Source organism: Lawsonibacter sp. OA9 (genome assembly GCF_022440585.1).
Genome location: NZ_JAKNTI010000022.1, coordinates 229,499 through 246,236 on the forward strand (window position 1 = coordinate 229,499; position 16,738 = coordinate 246,236).

The window sequence follows — 16,738 nt, forward strand, 5'->3', positions numbered from 1 at the left end:
GGGCCCCTTTTCTATATTACACAAGTCTCCAGACCAGACCAGGTCAGGTCCCGGTCCTCGATATCCCGCCAACAGGAGAACTTATCCTCCAACTCCGCCCAGGTTAAATACCAGAAGTGGTACTGAATATCTAGGTGAGGGGGAAGGATGTCCTCAATGATCCGCTTCAGCTCCCCGAAGTCAGAGGGCTCTCCCGCCACTCCGGGGAAGGACACCGCCACCGCGGCGGCCCCCAGCTCCTCCACTTTGGCGGGGATGCCGCAGCCCAGGATGGTGTCGTTGATCGCCTCGAGGGTAAAGCTGTCCCCGCCGATGCGCAGCAGTGCAGCCAAGGCATCTGCCAACGGGCGGGGCTGGGTGGCTACTGGCCGCCGGAGAAACAGCCGGGCCACCTGTTCCAGTCCCCAGCTCTCTGCCGTGGTCAGGCTGCTCTCCCGCTGGATCTCCTCCAGGGCGGCCATAGCCCTGTCCAGAGCCTCCCCCTGGGCATCCAGCTCACCGCCGTTGAAGGGTGCCTCTAGGTCATAGATTCCCAGGGGACGCAGCAGATCTCGGAGGTATTGGCTGTGGCTCATGGCATCTCCTCCACAGTTAGGGTATCCAGAACGGGCAGCACATCCTGCTCCACCTCCACGTCAGCGGTGGGGGAGAGGATGGCGTAGTTTGCCACGCCATCACAGCCGTAGATCAGGCTGCCCAACTGGGCCAGCAATACATCATGCCCCAGGCGCTGTCCGGTAAACCAGCCCCGGACCGCATCTTCTACTTCCTCCAACACCTGCTCCGCCCGGTATTCGGAGTGGGGCGCCACCTGGACGGCCACCTGGACAGCCTGTGTCTGGGGCGCCCGCACCTGGACCTCCACAGCGATCTCTCGGCGGCGCTGAAAATACTTGGCCAATTCATCCAACAGGTCCCGGTCTGGAAGCCCCTGGTGGGTAGCCACCACCACATCCAGCGTCCCTGTTCCCCTGGGCTTGGGCACTACCACTGCCGCCGCCACCGGGTCAAAGGACAGGGCCCCCTGCTGATAAAAGGCGGCGTTGGCCCCGTTGGGCAGCCGCTGGAAAGTATCCAGCACCCGCTGACGCAGCTGCTCATCCCCCTCCCGGTCCACTCCCCCTTGGCAGGGCGACGGGTTGGAGCAGGCGGATATTCCAGCGGGCGCTACCGCCATGGACAGGATGGTTCCTGCTGCCACATTCCCAGAAATGCCGGGGACCAGAGCCTGGACCGGGACATCCACGTGGGCCTGTCCAGCGGCTAGCAGACCATCCTCGATCGTTTCAAAGCGGATCAGGCCGGCTGTCATACAGACCGTCCCCGCTGGAATGGGCCGGTCCGTATTCTCTGAAATTTCGCCAGCAAAACGGACTACACCCCGCGCCGCCACCGGCTCCTTCCGCTCCAGCCCCCGGAGCTGGGCGTGGCGGTCCAGATACTCCCCCTCCGCCGTCTGGGGAAAAGCCTGCCGTGCCACCCAGCCAGCCTGGACATAAAGGGAAAAGACCTGAGCGGCGCAGGCATACAGGCGGGCGGACAGATCACACCCCTCTGCCGGGGCCACCCCTGTCTTCTCTCCATAGGCGGAGAGCATCTCCTGATAGATCTCTTCCACAGTCTTCACCATGTCACCTCCACCGCTTCACGGGGGGACAGCTCCAGGTCCAGGGAGAGCGGCTGACCCTGCCATTCCAATTGTACCCGAAGCTCCGCTCTGTCTCCTGTCTGTGCCAGGGCTACGTCTTTGACCTTCAATTCCCGCTCTCCTTCTAAGGCCTGGGCCACATACCGGGCAGCCAAGGACTGCCGGACCGATGGCTTCTCCCGCGGCACCTGGTAGAGCCGGCTGCCCAGCTCAGGCAGAAAGGGCAGCCCGCCCCGCCGGGCGGTGAGCCTGTACAACGCCCGGGCCAGTACCTCCTCGCTGCCGGTGAGGGTGGTCAGTCCTCCCGCCCCGTCGGGCACATAGTCCCCCTCAATCAGCTTTCGTTCCATATCTTCCTCCTCACCCCAGCATCTCGGCCACAATTTTTTGGATATATGCCTCCAGAGTCTGGCCGTTGAGATAGACCGTCCCCTCCAGCTCCACTCTGCCCTGGTCCAGCCCAAGGGCGCTGCCTGGGCCGAACAGACGGATCGGTCCCGCCTCCTCAACATTCTCCTGGATCTTTCCCAGGATATAGGGGCTCTCCCGTTCCACGCCCGCCTTGAGTACCAGCACCTTGTCCCCGGCGCCGGGCTGCCAGGAATAGCCGCCTGGGGCGCAGACCGGCAGCCACCGCCGCTCTCCCCCTAACTCCACGGCGGCAGGGTCTCCTCCCAGCGTGACTACGCCTACCTCTGCCGCCGGCTCCTGGCTCTGGGGCAGGCGGCCCCGCTCCGATGTCCACATATTCCATCACCTCAGACCACAAAATCCGGGAGCGCCAGTTCCAGCCTGGTCCATGCGCCCTCCATACCCATCCCTGTGGCAGACTGGAGTACCCGGTATCGCCCGTTCCAGTCCCACTTGCTCCGCCGGATGGAGACCAGGTCTCCAGGCCAGGCGCAGAAGGGCTGGGCGATGGTCAGTTCCACCCGCTCCTGTTCCGAGGCGGACCGGTCCAGCTGAAACTGGCCGTTGTACCGCATCGTTTTATAGTTGCTCCGGCCTGGCATAGTCAGCACTCTCCGAGCACTGCCTCCCTGGGACAGAAAATCCCCGTTATCCACCCGCTGTACCGCCCCGGACCACCGGTCCCGGACCAGCACTCGGGATAGAACCCCATACCGCCGGTCCCGGCGGACCAGAGTGGTTACCGGAGTTCCATCCTCTACGAGCCGCTCCTGGCTGTCCTGCCAGCCAGACAGGACCAGACGGCCCAGGCGGTCAAACCGGGGACATACGCCGCCGTAATAGCGGGCGAAATCATAGACCACCGACCACTCACTGCTTCCTGTGGCCACGGAGAAGCGGGTTACAGCGGGCAGCGCCGCCCCTGGAGCGGTCTGGATGCCGTAGGGCGTCACATGGTCCCGGAGGATGTCCGCCAGGGTGGCGGTGCCGTAGTCCTGCCCAATGGCCTCGTTGTCCAGCAGCAGGGCCGCCAGCCCCCGGCCGCTGATCTCCAGCTGGCAGCCTCCCTGGTCCAGCGTGACCTGGCACTCGTCCACCACTCCGTTGAACATATCTTTTCCCTGGTACCGGGCGGAAAAGCGGACCCAGTCTCCAGGGGCGGTCTCTCCCCCCATCTCCCAAGGACAGCGAAAAGTAAAGCTGTCACAGGGCACCCCGGCAGTATACTCCAGCTCCCACTGAGTGGGATAGGGCAGCAGCCACTCCCTGCCCCGCCAGTCTGTCACATAGCCTCTCACCGCACTCGAACCTCCTCGCCCACCCGGATAAGATTCGGGTTTTTGATCTGGGGATTGAGGGCTACCAGCTCGTCCAGGGACAGGCCGTACTGTCCCGCCAGCGCCCACAGGGTGTCCCCCGACACCACCCGGTGGTAGACGGCGGACGGCTCCCACTCCTGGGCGGTCTGGCCGCCCGCTCCGCCCTGGTTCTGCCGGACCGCCAGGCCGGTGTACCAACTGTCGTCCTCCCAAAAGGTGAAAGAATAGCGCACAAAGTCAGGCCGGGGCTCTTGTTCCAGCCGCAAAGACACGAAATAGGCGTTGGCCGCCTGCCACAGCGGGTGGATCAGCAGTCCCGGACCGCCGTTGTAGAACATATTGGCCAACTGCCCAAACTGGCTGTATGCGTCCGGGCCCACAAATTCCCCCTCCCCCTCCATGATCCGGTTGGTCCGCCCCAGGTCCTGGAGGCGGAACAGGCCGAAGGGTGTCTTGTGAACGGCCATCTTTCTCTCATAGTCGATGGAGTACACCCTGGGGTTGTGGGGCCAGGTGTAGCTCTTGTAACGCATGGGTGACAGGTCCATTCTGCATACCTCCTTCTGTGGCGGCGGGCCTGACTGCCCGCTCAATAGAGGAAAAAGCCCCCGTCATAGCGGCGGCTGTCCCGGCGAAAGGCCTGGTCCATCTGCCGAATGGACGGCCCGGAGGAACTCTCCGCCTCTCTCGCCCAGTCCGGCTCCGGTCTTCGGCTGTCTGGGCCCATTCCCAGCCCGCCAACTTGGGAAAATGGCCTGTGGAGCGGGATAGGCCCAGCTTCTAGGCCTCCTCCGGACCGGCGCATACCGGAAGCCTCCTGGGCGGTTCTGATTTCATTCAGGGCCGCCGCTGCCCGTTCCCGCTCCAGGAGGACGGAGAGCAGCGGGAGGGCTTCCTCCCCATCCTCCCTTCCCCCTCTGATGAGCGGGGCCTCCGCCCCGGTGGAAGCCCCTGGGGTGCCTTCCTGGCCCAGCTCCCGCCGATCCGCCGGGGAAACGAAACTGCCCTGTATACAAAGATCCGTGGCAGGGAGGGAGGTGCCCCCATCCGCCTCCGCCGTCCGGCCGTCCGGGACCGGGATCCACAGGACCATCGCCTCCAGCGCTTGGAGCAGCGCCTCCCCTTGGCCGGGCCCTTCTTCCAAATAGTCGGTCATGGCTTCCCAGCTCCCTGTTCAAATTTCTCCATGTCAAAGGAGATGTTTACGCTCCCCTCCGCCCAACTGGAGGCCGGCCGGCCGCACACAGGGCAGCGCTCCTCCGCTCCCCGGCTCCTGCACTCTGGGCAAAAACGCTCCAGCTCATCCTCCCGGTCCAGCAGAGTATGGACTAGGCACCAGAGATAGTCCCTTCCCTTCATCTCCCTGGCCCGCTCCTCGGTGGGCAGGGCGTGAAATTCCTTCAGCACCCGCCATCGGAGTCGTTCAGCGGGGGCCCCGCGAAGTTTTTTTTTAGTTCCTCCAACTCCGTTTGGCTCACATCCAGTCCAGGATCGGATCGGCGGCGCAGCTGGGCCCACCGGGCGGCCAGCGCCCCAATTTCCTCCACCGTCAGTCCGGCCAACACGCTCTGCCCATCTGGAAAGACGGGGGTGTGGTTCTCTGTCCGCTCCAGGGCCCTGGCCAGCAGGCAGGCGTTGGAGCACAGGGCCCGCTCCCGGTCCTCACAGGCCAGCTCCCCGGCCTCCCGTCTGGCCTGGAGCACCTCCAGAGCGGACAATAGCCGCAAATCCATCCCGTTATCTAGGTGGACGCGGTCCTGCCGTGCCAAAATAGAACTGTCCACCCCTATACCCCCGTTTCGATGCGCCGGGAGGCTACCAGGGTTACCTTCTCCAACACCATGGAGCCTAGAGTGGCGCTCTCCTGAATGGCGCTCCACTGGCAGTCGGAGTAGATGATTTTTTTATCCGGCTTACAGATCACCAGGGAGAAACCGGACAGCTTGTAAAAGTCAATGCCGTCCCGGACGGCCTCATCCGTGGCGTACAGCCGAGTCAGCTCCACCACGTGGGTGGCTTGTCCGGGGACGGTGGCCACCGGCTCCGACTCCCCAAAGGCCTCCACGGCAGTGCTGGATTTGGTAGCCCGTGCGGTGTAGCTCTGGACTACCGCGACCCGGGTGCCATCCACTTCCAGATAGATGTCGCTGCTGGTGGGAAAGCCAGCGATACTCATATCAATACCCCCTTCTCGCTCTTGTGCCCCAGTCTTTTTTCAGCGGGGCCATTATACCGTGATGTGGGCGGTCAGCCAAATCTGGTTGAGACCGTGGGCCACTGTAAAGGAGAAGTCCACTAGGCATCGGGTGGGCTCCTCAGGGTCAGCGCTCACCGCCACATCCTCATAGCCGGTGATAATCTCCCTGGACAGCTTTTGCTCCAACTCCAGCACTACCTGGGCTCGGATCGCGCCGCGGCTCTGGGGTGTGTTTTTGGCTCTTCGAAACTTGGCCGCCAGCGCTTGGCGCAGGGATGGGATTACGTCGTCCACCACCCGAATGGTGGCCAGGTCCCGCCAGGTGGGGTCCGCCGCAGCCCCAGTGGCAGTCCGGGTGGTCACACCCCGTACCACGCTGACTGTGCCGCCTACCTGCTCTACCGGGGTAACGCCCCCCAGGATAAGCCGGTCCAGGTCCTTTTCTCCATAGCGGCCCTCCAGGCCGTACAGTCCAAGCAGTTCCGCTCCGCCCAGAGGGACTGCCGGATCCGATTCCCCCGCCAGGGCTCCAGCCACCGCCGCCGCCACGGTCAGCCCGGAAATGTCCTCTCCCTCCTGGTCCAATCCACCGGGGGCCACCAGGACCGCCCGCTCCGAGTTCAGTCCCTTTGCTCGGTCGATCAGGTCGTCCACACTCTCCCCCTTGGCTCCAGCCAACAGGGCAAGGCGCTCCCGGCGGTCCGCCGAGGCCGCTTTCACGCTGTCCAGCAGCAGCTTCTGTATCTCTGTGTCGGTGCTGTCACAGAGGACTACGGCGATATCCTCCACCTCTGACAGCTGCGCGAAGGCGGCCTTATAGCCCGCCTCGTCCGCTGTCGCCACAGCGGCCACACCGGAGGCTCCGTTTTTCAGGGCTAGCCGAATCAGCTCCGCCATGCCCTCCGCCCCTTCCGAGCCAAAGGCGGCCACCGCCCTGTCATAGCTGGTGATAATATGCGTCTCTCCGGGAGCGGCTACGGTATTGACTGCCGCCAGTCCCACCAGCCGTCCGCTTCCCCGTCCGCTGACCAGGGATGAGGCATCGTAGGAGGAGTAGACCCCCGGACGCTCATGTACTGTTATGCTCATGGTTTGATTCCACCTCTCAGTTCAAAGTCGGTAAAGAGCCCTCCGGGCTGGGCCGCGGCGTAGAGATAGGCCTGGCATACCACCTGGGCGGGCCGCTTCATCCGCTTGGCCTGACCGTCGTAGACTGTCTCTCCGCAGGCCACCTCCTGAACGGCCAGCCCCTGGGGAGCGCCCTGTGCGAAAGCCTGGACCACCTGGTCAAAGGCCGTCTGAATGCCCACATCCCCCTGTCCCCGAGGGGCGTACAAGTCCAGTCCAAATGTCAGGGCGGCCTTTCGGCCGTACAGCTCCTGCCACAGGCCGGTCCTCTCGTCATACCGCTCTCCCAGGTAGTGCTGAAAGCCGGCGGGACCGGCCTGACATCCCCGGAGGGACACCACGACCAGTGCTCCTTCTTGAACTGGGCGCTCCCCGGCGGGCCAGGCGGCGAACGCCTGAACTCCCCGCTCTTTCAGGTAATCCACCATCTGTTCCCGGATGTTTTCCAGTCCTCCGCTCATGTTGCCTCCCTGTCCCTGGGCCGCAGCAGGGCCCACCAGTGGCTGTCCCCCACCAGATGGGCCGACTGCACCTCAAAGGCCCGGTCCTTCCACTCCACTTGGCTCCGCCCTGCCTCCAGCGGGATGTCGGCAGGTCCTAGATATAGATACCGGTCCTCCGGACGCTGGCCCAGGGGAGAAGGGAGGCGTTGCTCCCTCTCCCGGTCCAGCACTGGCTGGAGGAAAGCCCGCAGAGGCCGGTCCTCCATCCCTTCCAAGCGCAGTGTCACCTCCTGGCCGTACATGGCCAGAAGGGAGCGCCACTCCCGCTCCATCATCCCCGCACCCCCCGAAAGGCAAAACCGGTCTCTCCCAGCCAGGGGGCCAGCAGCCGTTCCGCCGTAGCGGTCAGGCCGCCCTCTCCGGCCGTTCCCCCCATACGGATGGACACTTCTCCGGCGGTGAAGGAGGACACTCGGCCACTTCCCACGGCCCGCTCCAGCCCATCCATAGCCAGCATGGCGGCAGCCAGAGGGAAGGCGGGACCACACAAGCCGGGGGAGGTCCCCGGCTTCAGCCGCCGCTCCAAAGCCTGCGCACTGGCCTGAGCCAAGGGGAGCAACAGCCCCTCCTGGTCCTCGGTGGCTCCCATGGCTCGGCACAGAGCCATGATCTCCTCCGTCATGTCACACCTCCAGTACCCGGCTGGCTCCCTGGAAGATCTTGGCGAAGCCGCAGATCGTGGTGATGGCGGCCCGCTCTAGCTGCCGGTCGATAAGTTTGTCATACTCCACCATTACGTCGCTCCCCTGGACCATCTCCAGGGCAAATCGCTTGTCCAGCCCGATAGCGGTGCCGCTAGGCAGGACCGAGGTACGCAGCAGCTGGGCGCCCAGGGGGGTGGTCAGCTTGCCCGTCCCCTGGAAATTCAGGCCGGTAAGAGGGTTCTGGAACTCCGTCAGCTTGAGCAGCTTGACCATAACATCCCCGGACACTAACAGGGCGTTCATCTCATAGGGGTCAAATTTGGCCCAGAAGTCCACCAGGTCCTCATACGTCAGAGTGCCGGTTGACTTAACCTGGTCCGCCTCGGCCCCATTGTCGTTGCCGTCCCCATGGATAAGCACTTCCACGCCGTCGGCCAACAGTGTCCGGGCGATGTGGGCCCCCATCTGACGCAGAGTGACCGAGAACAGGTCCAACTTTTGATAGCGCACCGCCTCATAGCTGGCTACCAGCATCCGTCCTCTCTTGTGGAGCCGGACCAGGTTGGACTGGACCTGCACTGTGGTGGCGGGGATGGAGGCGCCCTCCTCCACGTGGCGCAGCTCCTTACTGTCCCCTCCCGCCTCGGCAGTGATGGAGCGGTAGTCCATGCCGTCAAAACGGGTCACAGCGGCGGTGATGTGGGGGAGAATGTCGCTCTCCTCCATACCCTGCCGGACCGACCGGGCGATGTACTCTGGAAAGAGGACGGCGGAATCGGCGGTTCGGAAAAACTTTTCCACTACGTCGCTGCCAGCTCCCTTTACCCGGATATCAAACCGCTTGAGCTGCCGCTGGAAAGCGTCCAGCCCCTCCAGGCTGGTTCCCTTGTACTGGTCGCTGGGGTCCTGGCGCTCTAGCACCTGGGTGAAGGTACTGCCCGCCTCCTGATACATCCCCTTGTCCAGCTTCAGATTATCGTAACAAAACGCCATGCTCACACGCTCCTTTCCAAATTACAGGCAGAGGACAGCAGTGCCGTCCTCTGCCGTGCTGACCACCAGGGCCCTGACCCCGGCGGGGGAGGGCAGTGTGACCGCTCCGCTTTCCACAGTCACCGAAGGGGCTTCGGCCGCCTTTACGCCTCCCTGCCCGTCCGCCACCAGCTCCACCCAGCCCAGGTTCAGCTGCCCAGTGCGGGACACTTTTGTAAAGCCCTTCACCTGGACGGCCGCCGCCCCATTTCTGGGCTCCAGAGCCACGCCGCAGAAGGCGTCCCCATCCGCGCAGGGACCAACTGTGCCATCCTCTGTCACCTTGACCACCTGGCCGCCCTTCATGCCGGTGTCGGCGGCAAAGCTGACCGTCACCGCTCCCATCTCTTCAAAGGAAAATTTGCTCATCCTCATGTCCTCCTCTGTTTATTTGGCAGGGCGGGGCAAATCCCCCGCCGCTGTCCTCAGATCAAAAACGCCCTGTCCCTGTCCCGCTCTGGGGCCTGGTCCTGCTGATATTGGAGCTGGGGGAGCAGCGGATACCGCTCCGCCGCCCGGCGACGGCAGCCATCTTCCATCGCCAGCAACTCCTCCCAGGACAGCTTGGCCGCCACACCTTTTAAGGTGTCCCGGTCCAGTCCTATCTGGGCTAGCATGCCAAGCCGGACTACCTCCTCCCGTAGCCGGGAGAGATAGCGCCGCCCTGTTTCAGCCTCCTCCTCCAGCCGCTCCAGCTCCAGGGCACAGCCGGGGGCCTGACGGACCAGCTCCTTCAGGCTGGTATGCCGCCCCGCCCCTTTGACCACCCCGGCCAGGGGCTGGGCGGGTACCGCTACGAAGGAAAACTCATAGGCGTCGCTCGCCCCTTCCAGACTGGCGAAACAAAGCCTTCCGCCGTATTCCTGGCCCTTCCGGTGGCCGCAGTCCCCAGTCCGCAGGTCCCCGCCGCAGATGGAACACACCGCCCGCTCCACGGCGCAGCCCACGCTGACCTCCCGCTTGATCCCCCCTTCGATCTCCGCGATCAGGTCCCGGCCGCTCTCGGTCCGCACCATGTAGGCGTAGCCCTTCAGCCAGCAGTAACCGTCCCCGGCCAGAGTGATTTTTTCCGGCTCCCGGATCACCTCCGTCTTATAGATCCGGGCCGACTGCCCCCGGGCGGACCACTGGTGGTCAAAAATTCCGCTCTTGCCCACAAACAGTCCGGCCAGCTCCTCCAAAGTCTGTGGAGAAAACCGCTCAAAGTCCCGGTCCACCTGGTCGTCACACAGTCGAACGGAAAAGGTGTACACTTCCTCCGCCTTCAGCTCTTTGCGGGCCAGCTGGTTGATTAGGGCCAGGTCCTCCGGACTCACCTCTGTTTCCTGCCCCCCCTGGCTCTCTTTTATGATCTTCATGCCATTTCCTCCCTCAACTTGTCCGCTTGGGCCCGGTACAGCTCGGCCCGAGCTTCTTCCACCATATCCTGCAGGTCGATGTCCTCCCACTCCAGCTCCACCCGGTCGTCAAAGCCGTGGAGCTGCAGCCACAGCTCCGCCACACGGAGCAGGGCCGGCTCCACCGTCCGGCGGATGGCTGTGATCTCACTGGTCAGCAGGTCGGCCTGCTGGGCGCTCATCCGCTCCGTGGCCGACCAGGACAGGCCCAGCATGAAGGGCGGGATGCCTGTCCGGGCCACTAATTGTTCCAGAATCTGCCGCACGGGTACTTGGCTGTCCAGCACCGGACTGTCCGCCCCGATGACCTTGATGTCCACGTCCCCCACCGCTACAAAGTCACGCACCTGACCCTCCCGGCCGGCGGCCATGGCGGAGGACCACTCCTGGACGATCTGGCCGCACCGCTCCTGGGCAAAGGGCTCCTCGCCCTGACCCGGCCTGCATACCACCGCAAAGCGGAGGTTACCTGCCCGCTCCCAGTTCTGGCCGGTGGCCTGAAAAATCTTCAGCAGGATGCCTGCCAGAAAGGGCATGGAGCGCAGCAGGGATACCCCGCAGGGGGCGTCTCCTGTGGGCTGGAATGGTGTAAACAGGAGCAGCTCCTGCCACGGTAGCTCCCGGACTGCCCCCGCCTCTCTTCGGCACAGGAGGAAGTCCATGGGGCTGTCCCCCAGCCGCGCCTCTACCTGCTCTGGATCGGCACAGAGCAGGGCAGCGACATCCCTGCCGTCGCCGGACAGCACCATCTCCCCCAGACCGTGGCCGCAGGTGAACAGGTCGTCCAGATACCGGTCCAAGAAGGATTGGACGCCCCGCTGCCCCCAGCCCGTGTCCACAGTTCGCCAAAAGCGATCCAGGCCCGCCTGAGCCCTGCCGTCTCCACACCGGGGAGTCGTCCCGCCACACAGCCGTACCAGCTTCCAGATGGCGGCGTCCACTAGGGGGACCCCCTCCCGGATCGCCCGGTACAGCTCCACCTCACCGGAGCTCAGGGGCACATAACGGTCCAGCGCCCCGAAGGGCTGTCCCTTTCCCTGCCGTACCTGGACCACCGGGGCGGGAGGCTCCCGCCGCTTTCGTTCCCACCATTTCATGCTGTTTGCTCCTTTCTATGGATTATCTGAGAGTACCAGCCTCTATTGGTAATCAGGGTCTGATCTCCCGCCGCAAAAATAAGGGAGAACTATGTCTTTAAAACCCGCTCCGCTCTACCACTCCGGCGTAGAGACCGCCTCGTCTCTCCTCTCGGGCGGCCACCGTGGCAGCGAAATACCGGATTTCGTCCATAGCGTGGTCGTGCTCCTTTTTTACCTGGTCCCGCCCCTGGCAGTCCGGGTCCCAGTGGTAAAGGGAAAACTCCCGGATGGCGGCCGTGCATCCCGCGCAGACGACCAGCTTTCCGGCCTTTAGCAGCCTGGCGGTAAGACGAATACCTGATAGGACCCGGTTGTCAGCCGGCAGCACCCGCCATCCCCTGCGGCGCAGAGTTTCCAGGAAGCTGGCCGCAGCCGGGTCTACCACTACTCCCTGGATGGACCGTCCACCCGCCAGAGCCGTTAGGTCGTCGGCGTACTCCTCGTCGGTCTTTTGCCGGTGTTCCTCTCTTGAGTTGTAGTAATACTCCTTTACCCGATACCAGATTCCATCTCGCTGTCCCCACAACCCCATAGAGGTGGGGTTGGCCGTTCCATAGTCCACAGAGATGTGCCACCGCTCCAATCCGTTCTCCGGGGGCTCTTTCCAAAAGCTCTCGTCCAGAAAGTCGTAGACCAGCCCTTCGGCGGCTACCCACTCTCCCAGAACGAACCGCCGGTAAAAGGTCCCCTGAAACATGGTACGGTATCTCTCACGTACCTCAGGGGTCAGCCCAGGATTGTCCTCCATAGAAAAAGGGAGGCGCAGGACTTTCTTCTCCTCCGCCTTTCGTACCCACTCCTGATAAAACCAGTGGGCTGGAGACTCCGGGTTGCAGGAGAACCACAGTCTGCTGCCCGCCACCGAGCACCGGGCCACAGCCTGCTCCACAAAGGACCGAGGCATGAGCGCCACCTCATCTAGCAGGGCTCCCGCCAGCGTAACCCCCTGGATCAAAGCCGCTGAACCCTCGTCCCGCCCTCCAAACAGATAAAAGGTGTTGACCCGTCCCCCCAGTCGGACGGTGAGCAGGTTTTTGGACGTCCTTTTCTCGCACCGGAATCCCATATCATCCAGCAGAGGCAGCAGTTCCTCCAGCAGATTGCGGCCTATGGACTGGATGGTCTTGCCACACAGGGCAAAGTTCTTCCGGTGAAAGGACACCATGGCCCAGCAAAAAAAGGACAGGCCAGTACACAGTGTCTTGCCGCTTCGTACTGCCCCGTCGCAAAGAATAGCTTGCCTGTCCCGGTCCGGAGATCCTGGCCGCCACCAGGTCAGCACCCGCCGTTGTTTTGGGGAAAATACCAGCTCTCTCACTCCTGCCCCTCCATAGCCTGGAGGAACCAATCCACCTGTTCCTGACCGCTGTGTTCCGCCGCGTCCAGCAGCAGCTCCAGCAATCTGGCCCGGTCGGTAAACTTCAGCTCAATGACCCCATTCGCCCCCCGCTTAAATTCGGTGAGCCCGTCCAGCTCCAACTTCTCCAGCCGCCCCGGCTCCTCCTCCGGCCAGCAGGCCAGCCGTACCGCGTCCTCCACCCTGGCGTTAGCCAGCTTCCACATCCGTTCTAAAATATCCTCCCTCCCAGGGAGCTTTTTCTTTGCCACCCTATCCCTCCTCACCCTGTGCCCTCCCGCCCCAAAAGTTGTATCTTCCCGTCCATGCAGGAGCAAAAATGAAAATTTTTTCTAAATAGTAAAGTCAGCTTGACACAAAATGTTAAGTGTGCTATACTTCTTGTTGTAAAGTGCGCTTTACATCTCGAAAGGAGGTGTCTGGGTGACCAATCGCATCGCGGAGCTTCGGAAGGAGCGCCGTATCTCTCAGGCGGAGCTGGCGGACGAGGTGGACGTCACCCGTCAGACCATTATTTCCCTGGAGAACGGCCGGTACAATGCCTCGCTTCTCCTGGCCCACCGCATTTCCAAATACTTTGGGTTGACCATCGAGGAAGTCTTTTTGTTTGAGGAGGATGAGCCATGAAAAAATTTCCACCAAAAAATTTTTTCCCTGGGATCGGTCTGGGGATCGCCGTTGGACTTGGCGTAGCGGCGGTTATTTTGGGGGACCGCCTCACGGCCCCTATCAGTGGGCTGTGCTTTGGCCTGGCCGGAGCTTTGGGCGGTCTCTCCGGCAGCCGGCTCCTCATGGCCCACTTTGACCGGACCTGGACCCCGGAGGAGCGGAAGGAGATTGAGCGAGCGGAGCGGGACGAACGCAACGTATCCATCCGGGAAAAGGCGGCCTATTCCAGCTGGTACTGGACGTTATATCTTCTGTGGGCGGTATTTTTTCTTACGTTGGTGCTGGGCAGCGGATTTCCCACCGCTCTAGTGGCGGTCGTCATCACCCTCCACTGTGTGTTCTACATGGTCAATGTGAACCGCTGGACCAAAAAGCTGTGAGCCGCCGGTTGGAGTTGTCCATTTCCCCGGAGCTGGAGGGGAGCAAAGTGGACACTATTTTAAAAAAGCGGCTGGGACTGTCGGGCACGGTGGTCCGCCGGATTAAGTGGTGGCCGGACGGCATTCTTCTGGATGGACAGCGGGTTCAAACTGATGCCCGCCCCCAGGTGGGCCAGCTTCTCTCCGTCCGGCTGGATGACCTGGAGCGGCGCAGCGGCATTGTCCCGGCCCCCGGCCCCTTGGACCTCGTCTACGAGGATGAAGACCTGATAGTAGTGAATAAGGCCCCCGGTGTCCCCGTCCATCCCGGTCCGGGGCATTATAATGATACTCTGGGTAATTTTTTGCTCTGGCATTACGATTTGGAGGGAGATTCTGCGGACTTTCACCCGGTCCATCGGCTGGACCGTGGCACCTCCGGCCTGCTGGTGGCGGCCAAACACCCTCATGCCCAGGAGATTCTGAAACGCCAACTCCACACAGAGGGATTCCGACGGACCTATCTGGCGGTCTGTGAAGGCAGGCCGGAGCCCCCCTCCGGCCTCATCAGCGCCCCTCTGGGGCCGAAGGACGGGTCTCTGGTGGAGCAGATGGTCCGCCCAGACGGCAAGCCGGCCCGCACGCGCTATCGAGTGCTGTCCGCCCACAGTGGCCGCTCCCTCCTCCGTCTGGAGCTGGATACCGGCCGAACCCACCAGATTCGGGTCCACACGGCCTATCTCGGCCACCCCCTTACCGGGGACTTCCTGTATGGGAGGGAAGACCGGACGCTGATCTCTCGCCCGGCCCTTCATTCGGCGGAGCTCTCCTTCCTTCACCCCCTGACTGGCCGCCTTCTGTCCTTCTCCCGCCCGATGCCAGGGGATATGGCCGCCCTGCTCTCTGATTAGAGGTGTTTTCCCCCAAATGCGGCTGGAAATTTCCCTTTTTCTGTGTTATACTGTGGGCGAAACCTGATCTTACCACCAGAGGAGGATTTTTCTATGTCCTATCAAGATAGATACCAGGAGTGGCTCCACAGCCCTGCCCTCTCCGCCGCGGAGAAGGCGGAGCTGGAGTCCATCCAGAACGCCCCCAAGGAGATCGAATCCCGTTTCTTCGATCAGCTCTCCTTTGGCACCGCCGGCCTGCGGGGCACCATGGGGGTGGGACTGTACCGGATGAACGTCCATGTCATTCGCCACGCCACCCAGGCCTTTGCCCAGGTGATTCTGGAGGAGGGGCCCCAAGCTGCCGCCCGGGGGGTGGCGATCTGCTTTGACTGCCGGAACAATTCTGATATTTTTGCCAAAGAGGCCGCCTGTGTCATGGCCGCCAACGGCATCCCTGTCCGTCTGTTCCAGGCGCTCCGCCCCACGCCGGAGCTTTCCTTTGCCGTCCGGGAGTATGGCTGCATCGCCGGTATCAATGTCACCGCCAGCCATAACCCTAAGGAGTATAACGGCTATAAGGTTTACTGGGAGGATGGGGCCCAGCTCCCTCCCAGGCACGCCGACGAGGTGGCCAAAAAGATGAAGGAGCTGGACGTGTTTGCCTGTGTAAAAACCATGGATTACGACCAGGCCGTAGCCAGCGGCCAGATCGTCCTCATGGGGGCGGAGACTGACGAGAAATTCCTGGCCAACGTCATGGAGCAGGTCAATGACAAAGCCGTGGTGGAGCAGGTGGCGGACACCTTTAAAATGGTGTATACCCCCTTCCACGGCACCGGCTACCAACTGATTCCCGAGGCCCTGCGCCGTCTGGGCATGAAGCACGTCATCTGCGTTCCGGAGCAGATGGTGGTGGACGGGAACTTCCCCACCGTGGTCTCCCCCAACCCGGAAAACCCAGAGGGCTTTGCCCTGGCGGTGGAGCTGGCGAAGCGGCATGGGGCGGACTTTATCCTGGGCTCCGACCCGGACGCGGACCGGGTGGGCATCATGGTCAGGACCGGGGACGGCAACTTTAAGGTCATTTCCGGCAACCAGACCGGCGTACTGCTGCTGGACTACCTGATCGGAGCCAAGCGCCGCACAGGCAGGATGCCGGACAAGCCCGTAGCTCTGAAAACCATCGTCACCACCGAGATGGCCCGTAAGGTGGCCGAGGTCAACGGCCTTCAGTGCTATGACACCTTCACTGGCTTCAAGTTCCTGGCCCAGAAGAAGGACCAGCTGGAGGAAAGCGGCCAGGGCAGCGTCATCATGTCCTACGAGGAGTCCTACGGTTATATGCTGGGTGACTATGTGCGGGACAAGGACGCTGTGTCCGCCAGTGTGGAGCTCACCGAGATGGCTGCCTGGTACGCCTCTCAGGGCATGACGCTCTACGATGCCCTCCAGGCGCTCTATCAAAAGTACGGCTGCTACGGGGAAAAGACCCTGAATCTGGTCATGCCTGGATTGGACGGGCTAAAGAAGATGGCCGCGCTCATGACGTCCTTGCGCTCCCAGCCCCCGGTGGAGATTGCCGGTGTGGCGGTAAAGGAGCAGAAGGACTACCAGGATGGCTCCGTAGTCGCTGTGGCCGATGGTTCCAAATCCTTTATGGAGCTGTCCGGCTCCAATGTCCTGCGCTATGAGATGACCGACGGGACCAGCCTGATTGTCCGACCCTCCGGCACCGAACCCAAGGTCAAGGTCTATATCCTGGCCAATGGACAGACCCAGGCTGAGTGCGACGAAAAGGTGTCCAAATACTCCGTCTGGGCGGAGAGTCTCAAAGGCTGAACCTGTGACTGAATCAAACAAGGCCCGCCGGTCCTATGGACCGGCGGGCCTTGTTTTGGACAAAATTGCCCTATGATTTCCAAAAAATGTATGCAGCCGTCCCACTCCGGGGCGGTTTTTTGTGTCGGGTAGAGGGCACTTCGGTGGAAGCCCATGGCTGACAGCCCCTCCAAAAAAAGAGAGCCAAAACAATAACTTTAATT

The 16,738-nt window shown here is 62.6% G+C and carries 24 protein-coding genes; 4 read left to right on the plus strand and 20 right to left on the minus strand.

All coding sequences use genetic code 11. The annotated features are described in order from the left end of the window. Positions 1 to 11 precede the first annotated feature (11 nt). From MCG44_RS02030 to MCG44_RS02125, 20 genes are all read right to left on the minus strand, one after another. On the minus strand, positions 12 to 575 hold the full coding sequence (locus MCG44_RS02030) for a DUF2313 domain-containing protein (RefSeq protein WP_240286543.1): 564 nt from the start codon (positions 573 to 575) through the stop codon (positions 12 to 14). Then, positions 572 to 1,627, minus strand: a complete 1,056-nt coding sequence (locus MCG44_RS02035) for a baseplate J/gp47 family protein (RefSeq protein WP_186852954.1) — start codon at positions 1,625 to 1,627, stop codon at positions 572 to 574. The genes MCG44_RS02030 and MCG44_RS02035 overlap by 4 nt, the downstream gene beginning before the upstream one ends. Next, positions 1,624 to 1,998: a hypothetical protein gene (locus tag MCG44_RS02040; RefSeq protein ID WP_147572354.1), complete on the minus strand. Its 375-nt coding sequence runs from the start codon at positions 1,996 to 1,998 to the stop codon at positions 1,624 to 1,626. Before MCG44_RS02040 ends, MCG44_RS02035 begins: the two co-directional genes overlap by 4 nt. 10 nt (positions 1,999 to 2,008) lie before the next feature. After that, entirely contained in the window at positions 2,009 to 2,395 is a 387-nt protein-coding gene (locus MCG44_RS02045) for a hypothetical protein (protein WP_147572353.1), read from the minus strand. Between the two features lie 11 nt (positions 2,396 to 2,406). Then, on the minus strand, positions 2,407 to 3,357 hold the full coding sequence (locus MCG44_RS02050; RefSeq protein WP_147572352.1) for a hypothetical protein: 951 nt from the start codon (positions 3,355 to 3,357) through the stop codon (positions 2,407 to 2,409). Further along, entirely contained in the window at positions 3,354 to 3,926 is a 573-nt protein-coding gene (locus MCG44_RS02055; RefSeq protein ID WP_240286545.1) for a LysM peptidoglycan-binding domain-containing protein, read from the minus strand. Before MCG44_RS02055 ends, MCG44_RS02050 begins: the two co-directional genes overlap by 4 nt. A 41-nt stretch (positions 3,927 to 3,967) precedes the next feature. Beyond that, positions 3,968 to 4,534 (minus strand): hypothetical protein, encoded by a 567-nt coding sequence (locus tag MCG44_RS02060; protein ID WP_147572351.1) that lies wholly within the window; start codon positions 4,532 to 4,534, stop codon positions 3,968 to 3,970. Beyond that, positions 4,531 to 4,785, minus strand: coding sequence for an anaerobic ribonucleoside-triphosphate reductase (locus tag MCG44_RS02065; protein ID WP_240286547.1), 255 nt, complete (start codon positions 4,783 to 4,785; stop codon positions 4,531 to 4,533). Before MCG44_RS02065 ends, MCG44_RS02060 begins: the two co-directional genes overlap by 4 nt. Continuing rightward, complete coding sequence (locus MCG44_RS02070) at positions 4,779 to 5,162, minus strand: hypothetical protein (protein ID WP_240286549.1); 384 nt, start codon at positions 5,160 to 5,162, stop codon at positions 4,779 to 4,781. The genes MCG44_RS02065 and MCG44_RS02070 overlap by 7 nt, the downstream gene beginning before the upstream one ends. Positions 5,163 to 5,164: 2 nt before the next feature. Beyond that, complete coding sequence (locus MCG44_RS02075; protein WP_147572349.1) at positions 5,165 to 5,554, minus strand: hypothetical protein; 390 nt, start codon at positions 5,552 to 5,554, stop codon at positions 5,165 to 5,167. A gap of 51 nt (positions 5,555 to 5,605) precedes the next feature. Next, a complete protein-coding gene (locus MCG44_RS02080) occupies positions 5,606 to 6,664 on the minus strand; it encodes a phage tail sheath subtilisin-like domain-containing protein (RefSeq protein WP_240286551.1) in 1,059 nt (352 codons plus the stop codon). Next, a complete protein-coding gene (locus tag MCG44_RS02085; protein WP_147572347.1) occupies positions 6,661 to 7,164 on the minus strand; it encodes a hypothetical protein in 504 nt (167 codons plus the stop codon). The genes MCG44_RS02080 and MCG44_RS02085 overlap by 4 nt, the downstream gene beginning before the upstream one ends. Then, positions 7,161 to 7,478: a hypothetical protein gene (locus tag MCG44_RS02090; RefSeq protein ID WP_147572639.1), complete on the minus strand. Its 318-nt coding sequence runs from the start codon at positions 7,476 to 7,478 to the stop codon at positions 7,161 to 7,163. The genes MCG44_RS02085 and MCG44_RS02090 overlap by 4 nt, the downstream gene beginning before the upstream one ends. Beyond that, positions 7,478 to 7,828 carry a hypothetical protein gene (locus MCG44_RS02095; RefSeq protein ID WP_147572346.1) on the minus strand — a complete coding sequence of 117 codons (351 nt, stop codon included), beginning with the start codon at positions 7,826 to 7,828 and terminating at the stop codon, positions 7,478 to 7,480. Before MCG44_RS02095 ends, MCG44_RS02090 begins: the two co-directional genes overlap by 1 nt. 1 nt (position 7,829) lies before the next feature. Next, positions 7,830 to 8,843, minus strand: a complete 1,014-nt coding sequence (locus MCG44_RS02100) for a phage major capsid protein (protein ID WP_186852870.1) — start codon at positions 8,841 to 8,843, stop codon at positions 7,830 to 7,832. A 21-nt stretch (positions 8,844 to 8,864) separates the two neighbouring features. Then, the gene (locus MCG44_RS02105) at positions 8,865 to 9,251 is read right to left on the minus strand and encodes a hypothetical protein (RefSeq protein WP_240286553.1); all 387 of its coding nucleotides are present in this window, start codon (positions 9,249 to 9,251) and stop codon (positions 8,865 to 8,867) included. Between the two features lie 56 nt (positions 9,252 to 9,307). Further along, entirely contained in the window at positions 9,308 to 10,240 is a 933-nt protein-coding gene (locus tag MCG44_RS02110; protein WP_186852872.1) for a hypothetical protein, read from the minus strand. Next, the gene (locus MCG44_RS02115; protein ID WP_240286555.1) at positions 10,237 to 11,376 is read right to left on the minus strand and encodes a phage portal protein; all 1,140 of its coding nucleotides are present in this window, start codon (positions 11,374 to 11,376) and stop codon (positions 10,237 to 10,239) included. Before MCG44_RS02115 ends, MCG44_RS02110 begins: the two co-directional genes overlap by 4 nt. A gap of 97 nt (positions 11,377 to 11,473) precedes the next feature. Beyond that, positions 11,474 to 12,736, minus strand: coding sequence for a PBSX family phage terminase large subunit (locus MCG44_RS02120; protein WP_240286557.1), 1,263 nt, complete (start codon positions 12,734 to 12,736; stop codon positions 11,474 to 11,476). Then, positions 12,733 to 13,026 (minus strand): XRE family transcriptional regulator, encoded by a 294-nt coding sequence (locus MCG44_RS02125; RefSeq protein ID WP_240286559.1) that lies wholly within the window; start codon positions 13,024 to 13,026, stop codon positions 12,733 to 12,735. Before MCG44_RS02125 ends, MCG44_RS02120 begins: the two co-directional genes overlap by 4 nt. A 172-nt stretch (positions 13,027 to 13,198) precedes the next feature. On the opposite strand from MCG44_RS02125, the gene MCG44_RS02130 reads away from it, so the two are divergent. From MCG44_RS02130 to MCG44_RS02145, 4 genes are all read left to right on the plus strand, one after another. After that, positions 13,199 to 13,402 (plus strand): helix-turn-helix transcriptional regulator, encoded by a 204-nt coding sequence (locus MCG44_RS02130; RefSeq protein WP_147572340.1) that lies wholly within the window; start codon positions 13,199 to 13,201, stop codon positions 13,400 to 13,402. Beyond that, positions 13,399 to 13,824 (plus strand): hypothetical protein, encoded by a 426-nt coding sequence (locus MCG44_RS02135; protein WP_147572339.1) that lies wholly within the window; start codon positions 13,399 to 13,401, stop codon positions 13,822 to 13,824. Before MCG44_RS02130 ends, MCG44_RS02135 begins: the two co-directional genes overlap by 4 nt. Beyond that, on the plus strand, positions 13,821 to 14,714 hold the full coding sequence (locus MCG44_RS02140; RefSeq protein WP_240286561.1) for an RluA family pseudouridine synthase: 894 nt from the start codon (positions 13,821 to 13,823) through the stop codon (positions 14,712 to 14,714). Before MCG44_RS02135 ends, MCG44_RS02140 begins: the two co-directional genes overlap by 4 nt. A 93-nt stretch (positions 14,715 to 14,807) precedes the next feature. Continuing rightward, positions 14,808 to 16,535: a phospho-sugar mutase gene (locus MCG44_RS02145; RefSeq protein ID WP_240286563.1), complete on the plus strand. Its 1,728-nt coding sequence runs from the start codon at positions 14,808 to 14,810 to the stop codon at positions 16,533 to 16,535. Positions 16,536 to 16,738: the final 203 nt, after the last annotated feature.